We start from the raw sequence: 11884 nt of genomic DNA on the forward strand, positions 1-11884 counted from the left end.
GATTCTTGAGGAGGACAGAAATATGAATGCGGACAATGATTTGAAGTTAGGAGTTAGTCAGGAGTATGAACGATATAAATATGATAACGTTGGAAAAAGAATTAAATTTAAGAATGAAATATTTGATAGTAAGAAAGTTGTTTTAGATCATTATTCTGGAAAGACAATACATCGATCAAGATTAGCAGCCTTAAAAAAATATGGAAAAATAAAATATACGGAGCATATACCAGACACGGATCATATTGTCCCCTTAAAAATGATACATAAGCGGTTGAGACGAAATCCATTTTTAACAGATGACAACGTTAGAGAAGTAGCAAATCTGAAACAAAATTATCGTATAACCAGTGGAAGATTTAATCGTAGCAAGGCCGACAAGAGCAATTGGACAGTCGCATTTGACCAAACAAAGAACGCTAATTTAACATCCAGAACAAAAATGATTGTAGATGATGTTAAGGCGAGATCTGCAATTCATAGTATTGCTGCTGTTAGAACTTCCCAAAATATAAGCAATGAGTTTAAGGCGGGTGCCAAGGGGTCAATCGAAGCCTCAGTGATACCTCTGGCAGTTATGGGGGTGCAAAACCTGGTTATGATGGCCAAAGGTGAAAAGAATCTTGATGAAGCCATTAAAGAAACAAGTATTGCAGTAGCAACCACAGCCACTACTGGTGGATTGATAAGAGTGACAACCACAGCCCTAACTAATACATTAAATCAAAGCTCTGTAAAAGCATTACAGACAGTGGGTAATTCCAACATTGTAGCACAAATAATTTCTGTTTCACTACTCATTAAAGATTCGCTGATAGCATACATGAATGGTGAAATTGACAGTAAGCAATTTATGAAACAGATCGGTGAAAAGGGAGTAGGAATGGTAAGCGGTATACAAGGAGCTATCATTGGACAAATGTTAATTCCTATCCCAGGAGTGGGAGCTATTATAGGTACGATGGTGCTTTCAACAGTTTGTACTGAGTTATATAAATTTTCTAATAAAATGAGAGCAGCATATGAATCTTTAGGAGAATATTCTGAGTTGGAAGATAAAATCAATTTTATAGCAAATTCAGCTTTAAAGGAGATGGAAACACAAAGAAATAACTTGAAGGAGTGCATTTCGGAGGAGTTTAAAGTGTGGGATGAAAAAATTAATACAGCTTTTAGCATAATGATAAACGCAACACTAAACAATGATGTGAATGGAATCTCAGCTTCTCTTGATGATATCTTAGGAATATTTGGAGAGAGAGTTCGCTTTAAAAATTATAATGAATTTGATGAATTTTTTATGAATCAAGATGCAATTTTGAGGCTTTAGGAGGATCAATATGATTAGATTTGTGATAAACATGGTTGAGGCGGATAAAAATAATTTACTTGCTGAGAAAAGGAACATACAAGCTTTTGAAAAGCTCGCAAAGGCAGAAATTAAAGTGAATAACCAACAGGCATTAACCTTAGCAGCGTTAGAAAAACTGATGAATCGAAAAAAGGGGATAATGGCGACATCCTTTCATACTTTTATTGAAGTCTATGAGCAAATTATGCGAATAGATTTTGATGATCGAGATGGATTTGGAAAAGTTAATATGAGTGAGCTAGTATCTCTCAATTCAGTGTCCTCTAACAAAAATGTAAAGATTGAAGCAAAGGCATTGACGACAGAGCAATCACTAGCGGCATTCTTCATCAAAGGTGGTATTTCTGGAGTCATTGCCAAGGAGGCTGAAATGAATGCTAATATGGCCTCTGTACGAAATAGACAGGCTGACGTTACTATATCACAAGCTGAAACGATTTGTGTTGCTTTAAATGGCGTTGAGATTAGAGCCCATAAACTTTCTGAGTTGTTAGCAAAACTAAATCTGATTTTTAGAAAAACGATTGATACAACAACCGCTATTATCACAGATAAGGGGGCATTCAGACAGAATTACACGAAAGATGACAAAGAGAAGCTTATGTCTTGTATTAATACAGCTTCCACTATAAGAAAAGTTATGGATGCCCCTATTATTGATTCAGCTGGGGAATTAACACAACTTTCAATCAACGTTATACAAACTGGTTTTGAGTATTTAGAGAAGATGGATCAAGTTATTAATTATAAGGGGAATAGTCAATGAAACGTATTGTTGTATCCGATAAATGTGTAGCTTGTGGGACATGTTCACTGGAAAGTGAACTGATGACAGAAAGGTCTGATGGTAAGGCAGTAGCATGGGGCACTGGAATGATTACAAATGAACAATACAACTCCTTTATACCTGTCTTGAAAAACTGTCCAACTGGTGCTATTAGTGTTGTCGATGATATTAATCAAGTGGGAGAGACAGCGAGTATTATTAAATTAAAAAAAATTATTGACGAAAAATTAAAATCTTATAAGGTGAAGTATCCTACAACTGAAAGTTTCGATTATATAGATAAAGAGTACATAGCGCCATTATTTATTAATAAAGATAAATCAGGATACGAGTATTCCTCCTATGATAGGGCCAGTAAAGAGGGATTCCGAGAATTTGAAAGAAGCATATACTCACAAAGGAAAACAATGGTACAATCCATGCTAATCGGGTATAAAACTAAAAAGCTATCTTCTTTTGCCTATTATGAGAAGAATTCGGGTGATTTTTACGATGGGGTTTGTCAGGAGATTACAAAGGTATTGAGTGAAATAGAGTTTATGGCAAAGGAAATCACTAAAGGGCGGATTAAGTTGCCCGATGATTTCTTACTATTTGAAGTAGGGCCAGATAAAGATTATGATGGTGAATTATATTGTTATAAACTAAGACACACGGAGCAACTCGATTACTTGAGTGAAGGAGCTCAGCCCGCGTCTTATTACGATTGTTATATTGATATAAATGAATTGAATGATAAATATTCTTTTGATTTAAATCAAGTGAAGGAAATTTTTATGGAGCATGTATCTTTTGAGCTATCTAATCAATTGTCAAAACATATTTTTGAATGGATGGATACAATCATAAATGAATTTAGTAAATTGGTTTCTAAAAAGATTAATGAGAAGATTGTGATCATTAAATCTGCATTAAAGGAATGTTCCTTTGAGGATATTTCAATTAAGGAAAACTCCACTTCAGATTTAAGGGAAGAATTAATGAAATTAATTAAAGAGACGGAGAAAATAGAACTAAAAAAAGAGTTCGCTTATCTTAGCGTGGATACCGATTACGATTCAAGTTATCGTTTTACTTCTGAGAGCAAGTGTCGAGAGGCAGCAGGAAATCGCCTGTGGAGGTTTTTTGATACTTGCCAAAATTATTTTTCATTAAGCTATGCAACGAATATTAGTGAAGAGCTTACTCAAAAATATTATTATCAAGTCAATAATATTTTTGATGATTTCAAAACCAAACTACAGAAAATCTACGATAAATTCGAGATGGAGTATCCGAATGCTACAATTCAAACTACAGTAAAAAGTAAAATAGTTACTATAGATTTCGCTTCCTTTGAACGGTTGTCGTTAAATATTAATCTTGAAATAAGAGAATTAATTAATGAAAATGTATTAGAATATGGTAGATTTAATTATAATGATTATTTAGAGTATGATCGTGAAGCAATTGAAATTTGGAGTAGTTTAGATTGGAAAAAGGGTATTTTCGGAAGGGATATTGAATATACAAAGTACAGCTATTCATTAAGATTCTCTGGGATGTTAAACGGATATGAAAAGGCATGTAATGAATGCTGTAAATTAGCTTACGAGGATGGATTTTTACAAGAATACTATCAAAAACTTATGGGAAATATTTTGCAGGATGTCCGACGGAGTATAGTTAATAACTTGAGCTAAGTTATCATTTTTGTTAAATTTTAAAAAAAATAATTGTTAGATGAAGTAATAATCTCGCCAAATATGATTTGAACATCCTAAAAACTCTAGCGCCGTTAGGCGCTTTTTTTGTTTAAGCGAATTATTATTAATTACCGTAAATTATATTTTTTTATAACAATGGAATTAAGCTTTTATTTAAGTTTTTTATTTTGATGAGAGTGTCAGATATGAAATATAATGATAAAAATGAGAGTGATAATCATAATTCGACAAAGTATTATCAGGGAATTTGGTACAATCTAAATAATAGAAATAAAACTAAACTAATTTTCTATTGTTGTCATAATCGGAGTTTATCTATCCTTAAAGGGGAATAATCAAATGGCTGATGAAAAATTAGAAAAATGTGTATCATCTATTTTCCATGAAATTGTTAACTATTCGAAAAAAAATGAATTGCAAATTGAAATGAAACAAATTTTGCTTCAAAAAAGACAAAGGTGTTCTAGTCATTCGGAATATATGAATACATTAATTCGTAATATTGCTTATACAGTTGAGACAACTAGTGTAATAGTGCAAATTTTAAAAGAATCTATAGTACAAAAACAATATGTAAGACCACAAAATTATGTGGAATTGATTAATCAAGCTCAGCAAAATATTAGAGCTGTGATGGAAGATCAACTTTTACCACAGTACAGGGAGCAAATTTCTAAGGGGATTATCAATAATCAAGATTTATCTGCAAAGGCGGAGATGATTTATTCCACTACTAAGGTTACTAATGACTATTTACTCGTGTTTATGGACATATTCATGGAAACATCAAATGCGTTCTTCACCAGTGATCTTTTCAATTATTCCTCAGAAAGGGTTGGACAAGTGGTTTTAAATACCGCGAGTTTTCATGCAGCTGTTATTTTTGATGGAGTTAGTTTTGGATAAAGTAAGAATCTCATACAAGATAACAAGAGCGCGCCAAAGGGGGGCGCTTTTTTAATTCGATTTTTCCGAAATCTAGAATTCTTTGATAGGCAACTTCGTGGTAGGCAATAGGGTGCCCTAATTTGTTATTAATGCTCCACCAGCAAGCAATGAGCTAAATGTCAAAAATTAAAATGATCACATCAATCTGTCTGCATCGTAAGCAAAAACTTAGGCATAAGTTGGAGATGAAGTATTCAAAGATTTATGCATTGATATATTTTAGTAGATATAGGATGAATTTACCACAAGGGGTCGATAAAGTATACTTATACATGCTAGGCTATTATACAAAATCCGTGTGTACTAATTATATGCTATAAATACACCCAATTGATATTTGATTCTATTGTGTATAGAACTGACACCAAATGATAAAAATATGGAAGAGGATTGATTAGGAGGTATGAGTGCAATGGATATTACTTTAGGGGCAGACGAGGTTATAAATCGCATTAAGCAACTTAAGTCAAACGGAGAAATGGTAAGTAAAAAGCAAGTAAAGCAAAGTGATCCAGAGTTAATGCGGAATGCATTGTTCTATTTCCCGAGTTGGGATCATGCCTTGAGGAGCTCAGAACTACTATAAGACAAATATTAAATAGCCGAGTAGGCTTGCAAGAGGATAACTCTTTGCATCCCACACGGCTATTTTTAGTTGTAATACATTACAATCGTGATTTTCTACTGAAGTATGTCATTATCCTGACAAGGAATAACGGTCATTAGCTCTTTGATTAAGTTGTAGCTCATTTATATAAGTTTTGATTTTCAATTGTAATAGTTTTAGAATCTCTATTTGCATGTCATTGATACGGTCTTCATTACAATATGCTGAACAAGACAGAAAGCCATTAACATATGACTTTGTTTCATCACAAACGGTATTTAGCTTTTCTTTATAGATTCTTTTTACAACACCGTTCTCTGGCTTGATTTCGTAATAACGATTAGTTTCAAAAAGTAATTTCCAGTGGGTAATCTTGATTTCAAACTTACCTTCTCTTAATTCTCCTGATACTTTAACAATTCTTTGATGATGATTGTTCATAAAGATGTAATAGTAATGATCCTCCTGAAAACTCATACTTTAGATGGTTGAAAATTTCGTAATGATAATACTGAATTTACTGATATGGGAATTATATCATAAAACTGTAACGACAGGCCTATTTAAAATATGGTAGATTATTTCGTGTTAATCATCTAAAAAAATGGGTTTTTCAGGAGCTATCTATATAAGCATCCTTATTATAAGTAATACGCCATGTATCTCAGATGTAGCTGATGTAGCTGGAGCTAAATTATTCGAATTCTCAAATTAGAAGATGATTCCACCGCCAGCGGTTGCGATGCAGGTCCGTTCAACACGGAGTGTATAGTCTGATTTACTAAAAGTATGGACATATCGATTCATTGTTACTGTACCTATGTCATTTATCGTATGAAATACAATCGTTGGATTACCTAGGATACTATAATAGAAATGTGGCTCAAGAGTCTCTGGTTCATCTTCGATCATTTTCCACTGGTATTTATCTGCATTTTTACCCTCGTTGATTGGTAGGATCACATCTCGTCCCCAACTCGTACCGTGCCAAAACGCTCCAAATTCATGTATGTCGTGAAATGCGACTGAAGCCTGCAAATAAGAAAGAGGAGACTTATCTCCATCAATAACCTGCATCCAGTCATCCAATGCAAAGGCTGGCTTTGGAGCGATTAGGAAATGCTCCTCTAAACATTCACATTCGTTCGCAGGGGGCAAGTTCATATTTATAGGTATAGCCCATACTACACCATTTCCATTTGCTCCATCACTGTACTGATAAGCCCTTAATTTATAGTTCTCCTTAATATGTAGATGAGAAAAACCCTTTAGAATTGACTCTGGATTAGTGGAAGATCTAAACCAGCCTAATTGATATTGATCGCATTCCTCTAGTAAGTTTGCTTCGTTGAGGAGATTTGGTCTGGCAGCGTAAGTGGGAAAACGTTGCAAGCTGAATTTCTGTTTATATAACGAAAGCAAATCGGTTAACATATGTGACCGATGGGTTGGAATAAGAGGGCATGGATGATAATAGTTATTGTAAGTTTTATGCTTTTTCCCAAAGGTAGGAACCCTTGAATCTCTTATTAGGTTAAGCCAAACATCCTTTATCTTTTCGAGGCTTTTCCAACTCACTTTCTGTTCGATCCCCCAACCTGTAAGAATCCACGGATGAGTTTGTAACTCATTTAAAGAGATTAAGGACTCTGTGATATCGTATTCACCACTATGAACCAATGCTTCAAAGTGATCGATCGCATGAATTGACTTCGGATTTTGGAGATTAAACAGGTTATATATATGGAATCGTCCAGCGATGGGTTGCGATTGTCCATATATTCCCTCGATTAGCAGTATTAATTGTTTCATGGTTGGGTCAGTCATGATTTCGCCTTTAGCATGAAATAATGTATTTAACATCACATTCAAATCAGGATTAATTTTATGAAAGTCTGCTGATCCTGGATTAAGTAGTAGGCAAGCTCCGATTGACTGCTCTGAGCTACCCCATTGAATGTAAGCAGATGTTCTATACGTATTTTCGCCTCTTTTGATAAATGTTCCATATGCTTTGGGATGATTCATTTTAATCCTCCATTCAATTGCAATATAAGCAATCTTTCATCCAATGGTATTTATAGAGAACTTTCTTTGCCTCAATACATAGGTGGGAAGAAGGGGGGGGGCTAAGCAGTATTTTCAAAAATCATAGCTCATCACTTTTTCCTAATAATAGTTTATGATAGTAGGGGATCAATTATTTGGGGAATTTATATACTCTCTTCAGAAACAGCCCTAAATAAACGCCAGGCTAACCCTCTCGAATTCTATGTTGACTGACGAGGAAATCAATGTTGGGGATCTAACGGTGTTTAAATTTTTAACCTTTTTATTGGTTAGGTTTAAATATTCTTCAAAAAACAAGCTTTGAACATTTTTGATCTATTTATATCTACCTAGCTCAGAGACTTTGGTGCTTTAATAGAGTTAAGCTTTTTTTATTATCGAGACAAAGTAGTAAATGAGAATTTAAATGTTATACGTTTCAATTGAGCCCGCACAGGATTATGTAGGTATACTAATTATCACAATCAACAGATCACACTCATGAGTCACAACACTTTAATTACTTACGCAGAAAATGGAATTGATCTATAATAGCCCTATAAAATACATAAAGGGAGTGGTGAGGTGAAAGTAACTTTAAAAGATAAGATCATGGACCTTTTAATAGATAAGGAGGGGTTGACTGATCGAGAAATAACTAATGTAATATTAGGTGTAAACGAGCCACAACAAGCGGTTAATCAGGTTTGTAGGGCATTGACGAGTAAGGGAATCATTAGAAGGATAATCCGTAGGGATGGATTAATAGGAAACTATATAATTGCTGAAGAAACGGTTCAAAAATCATCTCCACTCAATCAAACAAAACAGGTTGAACTTAGACCATCGATATTTAAAGAAGATAATCTCAAACAGATCTTGAATGATTTCCTTCATGCGGATGGTTGGGAAACACAGATTGCTTGGGGGAGAACGCCTGGTATTGATATTAATGCTATTAGAGGGACTCAGAGATGGATCATTGAAGTAAAAGGATTGGGTTCATTAAATCCAATGAATGTAAATTACTTCCTTGCTGTCTTGGCGGAAACACTTCAACGAATGGATGATCCCAATGCTAAGTACAGCATTGCATTGCCTGATGTTAAGCAGTTTCGTAATCTTTGGGATAGACTTCCATTGTTAGCTAAACAGCGGACTGGAATTACGGCTATATTTATAGATGAATTAGGCCGTATTAATGAAAGTGGATAATAAAATGAAGTTGGAGGTAAATTAAGGGTTGAGGTAGGTTTGGAATAGTGGCGAAGAAGAAGGTATTCCTATGAAGGTTCAGACTCTTGTAAGTGAAAAAAGCCCCCAGTTAGGATAGAAATATATGAATATCGATTTGAAATTACTGTATAATCTTGTATTGACTTGGAGACAAATTTACTAAAGTTTATGCAAGGTACGAAGCAGTTCATCATCCCGATTTATCAGCGGAAATATAGCTGGACAATTAGTCAGTGTCGCCAACTTTGGAGTGATATTATGCGAGCAGCAGAAGATGAGAAGATTAAGGGGCATTAGAACGCTCAGTTCAAGAAAGCATGGTTGTACTTGGGAATATGACTGTTGGTGGTACAATTGCTAGGGTCGAGGAATTTGCCAATACACTTCAGGTTTGTGTGGAGCAGGTGCGAAAAAGGTCTTAATATCTGCCTCTTCTGTAGTGGACTTTCAGACTGTACCGCCTGACTTACTTATTAAAGTACAGCCAGTATTTTACTTAGATCCAACAGATGCTGTATTTAAAGCGCTGGGAGTGGGATGATTATTTTTGGAATCTATTATGGTATGAATTATTACCTTGCATATAATGATGAAAAAGATGGCTATTTGATCTCTAGTTAGATATGGAATACGGTTACTGGAGTATAATAGCTTGATGGAGATCCAATTGGAGATTGGGTATACGAAGTGAGAAATAACAGCATTATGATCACAAAGGATGTCTCTGAGACATCCTTTGTTTTTTGTTCCATGTTTAGTGCTAATGCGCCTATAGAATCAGGTATGAAGGGGTAGAAACTAGGCATTCCCAATTAGGAATGCTTAGTTTCTGAAGGATTTTTAATACTTCCCCGTGTTGTTTTCAATTAATAAAACGGTTGATTCACTTCCTTCCCAGGGGAGTTGTCCGAAAAAATCCTCTAACCCTTTGTTCAATGCAATCATATCTTCGATAGTTTTCGGATCATTAGTTTCAATTATTGTTTTTAAGTTCTCCAAGTGTTCATCAATCTTACGAAGAATTTCTTCAACAACTTCACCTAATCCGATCTTACTGTCATTCCAAAACTTAGCGATCGCGTCTGAATAGGAGTTGATAACCTTTTTCTTTTCAAGCGTTTTCACTACTTCTTTAGCAAGTCGTTTTTTCCAGCCATCGCCAAATAGAGAAGTAGCTATCGCAAACACCCCTAATGCTAATGCAATACCAATGGTTACTGGACCACCAATTAATGCTACGAAGGAAGCTGCCGCCGCAGTCCCACCTACTGAAATTCCTAAAGCACTTAGTAAGCTAACGCCTTTAGCAACAAGAATATAACCGCCCAGGTTACCAACAGTAGCTGCCCATAATCCTAAGCCTCCGAGTACAGTAGCCCCAGCAATACCACCAGCAAGCGCACCCTTAAAGTCAAATGGTATTTGAACCTCACCGACAGATATCTTGCTCAAGGAATTTGCCTTTTTCTCAACCTCTTCAAAAAATTGAGTTAACATGTTGTTAAACTCTGAAACGCTACCTTTGAGTATTTCTTGCATTTTTGCATAATAAAGATCTGAGATATTGGAAAGAAGGTATTCCTTAGCTTGTTTTTTATCGTATTTCTTCTCATTAATTAAATCCACGATATAACGCTCCGTAATGTTCTCTTTTTCCCAAAGCTTAATTTCTAGTGTATTACTTTTATGAGACTTATCAATAAAGGTTATGAGTTGATTTCGAAGAACGTTTATTTCCTCGAACTTTTTTGGCTTATCCTGAACAGCCTTCTCATATTCTTTTCTTGAATTCTCACGGTCTTGCAAAATTGCCTCGTATTTCTTTATTTCGTTTGAAAATATAGTTCGAGATTCTAATTTGAAATCATCAATAGCTTTATTTAATTTTGCCTTTCTAATAGTAGGCAATAAATTTACAAGAAGTTCCCTAAATGCATTTTCAAATTTTTCACGGAGGCCTGGATTGTCAAGGGAGTAAGAGAAGAATCTCCGTTTGAATATCTCAACAAAGTTCTTTTTACTAATATTGAAAATTTGATTAATTAATTCATCCGAAAGTTGCTCGGAAAATGCCACAGATCTAGTTTCTAATACATGTGGAATTTTTTCAGGACCCACTACGTGGGCTTGAGAAGCAATAACAAATAGATTTGAAAGCAACGGAATTTCTTTCGTATTAATAACAGGTAACGTACGGATTACGTCTTTTAAGAACAAAATATCAGATTGCTTATTTAGGAAACTGTTACTCTGACATAAAAACAATACGATATCTGCTTCATCCTTAGCTCTTTGTGCTCTTACTGTATCATCCATCTCCTCTGTACCAAAGCCTGGAAGATCGACGATGTCACAAGATAATAAGATGTTTGAATCTAAATATACGACAGCAGAGTCAACTTCTCTATGGGAATTTTCAGAGTTTCTATTACAATACTTTTCTAAGATGTCATAGTCACCAATATGTAGAATATGTGCTTTACAATAGTTCATGTCGTGAATTTTCCTAAAGTTCCAACCCTTATCATGTGTTTCTGCTTTGAAAATACTCACATTATTTTTCCCCATCCATGAGGGCTTGTCATTTATATGTTTGATATAGACAGTTGATGAGGTTGTTGGAGTCCATTGAGATAACAAAGCATCGATACCTGTAAGACTATTAATCATAGTACTTTTTCCAGCATCTGATGGACCAAGTAATGCAACAAGAGGTTTGGCTCCATAAATATTAATTAATTCATCCAGTTCATTGATTTTATTTATTGCTGAGCGATACTCAGGTTTTTCAATGTAGTCCTTCATTTTCGGAGCTATGTAATATCTCAAGGCTTCCTTTTTTAGTGCTTCTTCACCATATACATTAGGGATATCAAGAGCTTTGGGCTGTTCCAACTTAAAGTTGCTTAAAACGTCATTTGGTAGCATACGAGCAACACTACATAGGTTCATAAAGAATTCGAGTGACATGTTTCCTGGGTTCTTTTCCATCCTGGAAATGTAATCTTGCCCACATTGTAGGACTGAAGCAAGCTCTGCCTGTGTGTAACCCAGTTTTTCTCTAAACCCCTTTAAATCAAAATCATTCATGTTAGCATCACCTTTCGATTGGGAAATTTAGGTACAAGTCATTTATAGCACATTATTCGTATTATGTAAATATTGGATATGCAAATTTG

General features: G+C 34.8%; 10 protein-coding genes. 7 read left to right on the forward strand and 3 right to left on the reverse strand.

The annotated features are described in order from the left end of the window. Positions 1–22: 22 nt before the first annotated feature. The 5 genes from NSU15_RS05955 to NSU15_RS05975 all read left to right on the forward strand — a co-directional run bounded on the left by NSU15_RS05955 (position 23) and on the right by NSU15_RS05975 (position 5399). The gene (locus NSU15_RS05955) at positions 23–1330 is read left to right on the forward strand and encodes a hypothetical protein (RefSeq protein WP_339289569.1); all 1308 of its coding nucleotides are present in this window, start codon (positions 23–25) and stop codon (positions 1328–1330) included. A 10-nt stretch (positions 1331–1340) separates the two neighbouring features. After that, positions 1341–2138, forward strand: coding sequence for a hypothetical protein (locus NSU15_RS05960; RefSeq protein ID WP_339289570.1), 798 nt, complete (start codon positions 1341–1343; stop codon positions 2136–2138). Further along, complete coding sequence (locus NSU15_RS05965) at positions 2135–3841, forward strand: ferredoxin (RefSeq protein ID WP_339289571.1); 1707 nt, start codon at positions 2135–2137, stop codon at positions 3839–3841. Before NSU15_RS05960 ends, NSU15_RS05965 begins: the two co-directional genes overlap by 4 nt. A 363-nt stretch (positions 3842–4204) precedes the next feature. Next, a complete protein-coding gene (locus NSU15_RS05970) occupies positions 4205–4771 on the forward strand; it encodes a hypothetical protein (RefSeq protein WP_038596881.1) in 567 nt (188 codons plus the stop codon). Positions 4772–5225: 454 nt separating this feature from the next. After that, complete coding sequence (locus NSU15_RS05975) at positions 5226–5399, forward strand: hypothetical protein (protein ID WP_339289572.1); 174 nt, start codon at positions 5226–5228, stop codon at positions 5397–5399. Between the two features lie 111 nt (positions 5400–5510). Here the strand turns inward: NSU15_RS05975 and NSU15_RS05980 are convergent, their stop codons facing one another. Both NSU15_RS05980 and NSU15_RS05985 read right to left on the reverse strand, forming a co-directional pair. Continuing rightward, positions 5511–5861 (reverse strand): hypothetical protein, encoded by a 351-nt coding sequence (locus NSU15_RS05980; protein WP_339289574.1) that lies wholly within the window; start codon positions 5859–5861, stop codon positions 5511–5513. Positions 5862–6131: 270 nt separating this feature from the next. Continuing rightward, complete coding sequence (locus tag NSU15_RS05985; protein ID WP_339289575.1) at positions 6132–7448, reverse strand: hypothetical protein; 1317 nt, start codon at positions 7446–7448, stop codon at positions 6132–6134. Between the two features lie 606 nt (positions 7449–8054). Between NSU15_RS05985 and NSU15_RS05990 the strand changes: the two genes are divergently transcribed. Then, positions 8055–8684 carry a MarR family transcriptional regulator gene (locus NSU15_RS05990; protein WP_339289577.1) on the forward strand — a complete coding sequence of 210 codons (630 nt, stop codon included), beginning with the start codon at positions 8055–8057 and terminating at the stop codon, positions 8682–8684. 189 nt (positions 8685–8873) lie between these two features. Continuing rightward, positions 8874–9002, forward strand: coding sequence for a DUF262 domain-containing protein (locus tag NSU15_RS05995; protein WP_339291258.1), 129 nt, complete (start codon positions 8874–8876; stop codon positions 9000–9002). A 543-nt stretch (positions 9003–9545) separates the two neighbouring features. Here the strand turns inward: NSU15_RS05995 and NSU15_RS06000 are convergent. Beyond that, positions 9546–11795 (reverse strand): dynamin family protein, encoded by a 2250-nt coding sequence (locus tag NSU15_RS06000; RefSeq protein WP_339289579.1) that lies wholly within the window; start codon positions 11793–11795, stop codon positions 9546–9548. Positions 11796–11884 lie beyond the last annotated feature (89 nt).

This window comes from Paenibacillus sp. FSL E2-0201, from assembly GCF_037963325.1.
Lineage (GTDB): Bacteria > Bacillota > Bacilli > Paenibacillales > Paenibacillaceae > Paenibacillus_AQ.

Coding starts and splice junctions, on each gene's coding strand:
- NSU15_RS05985 (WP_339289575.1), bottom strand. CDS start 7,448: ATGAATCATCCCAAAGCATATGGAACATTTATCAAAAGAGGCGAAAAT.
- NSU15_RS05955 (WP_339289569.1), top strand. CDS start 23: ATGAATGCGGACAATGATTTGAAGTTAGGAGTTAGTCAGGAGTATGAA.
- NSU15_RS05970 (WP_038596881.1), top strand. CDS start 4,205: ATGGCTGATGAAAAATTAGAAAAATGTGTATCATCTATTTTCCATGAA.
- NSU15_RS05980 (WP_339289574.1), bottom strand. CDS start 5,861: ATGAACAATCATCATCAAAGAATTGTTAAAGTATCAGGAGAATTAAGA.
- NSU15_RS05960 (WP_339289570.1), top strand. CDS start 1,341: ATGATTAGATTTGTGATAAACATGGTTGAGGCGGATAAAAATAATTTA.
- NSU15_RS05965 (WP_339289571.1), top strand. CDS start 2,135: ATGAAACGTATTGTTGTATCCGATAAATGTGTAGCTTGTGGGACATGT.
- NSU15_RS06000 (WP_339289579.1), bottom strand. CDS start 11,795: ATGAATGATTTTGATTTAAAGGGGTTTAGAGAAAAACTGGGTTACACA.
- NSU15_RS05975 (WP_339289572.1), top strand. CDS start 5,226: ATGGATATTACTTTAGGGGCAGACGAGGTTATAAATCGCATTAAGCAA.
- NSU15_RS05995 (WP_339291258.1), top strand. CDS start 8,874: ATGCAAGGTACGAAGCAGTTCATCATCCCGATTTATCAGCGGAAATAT.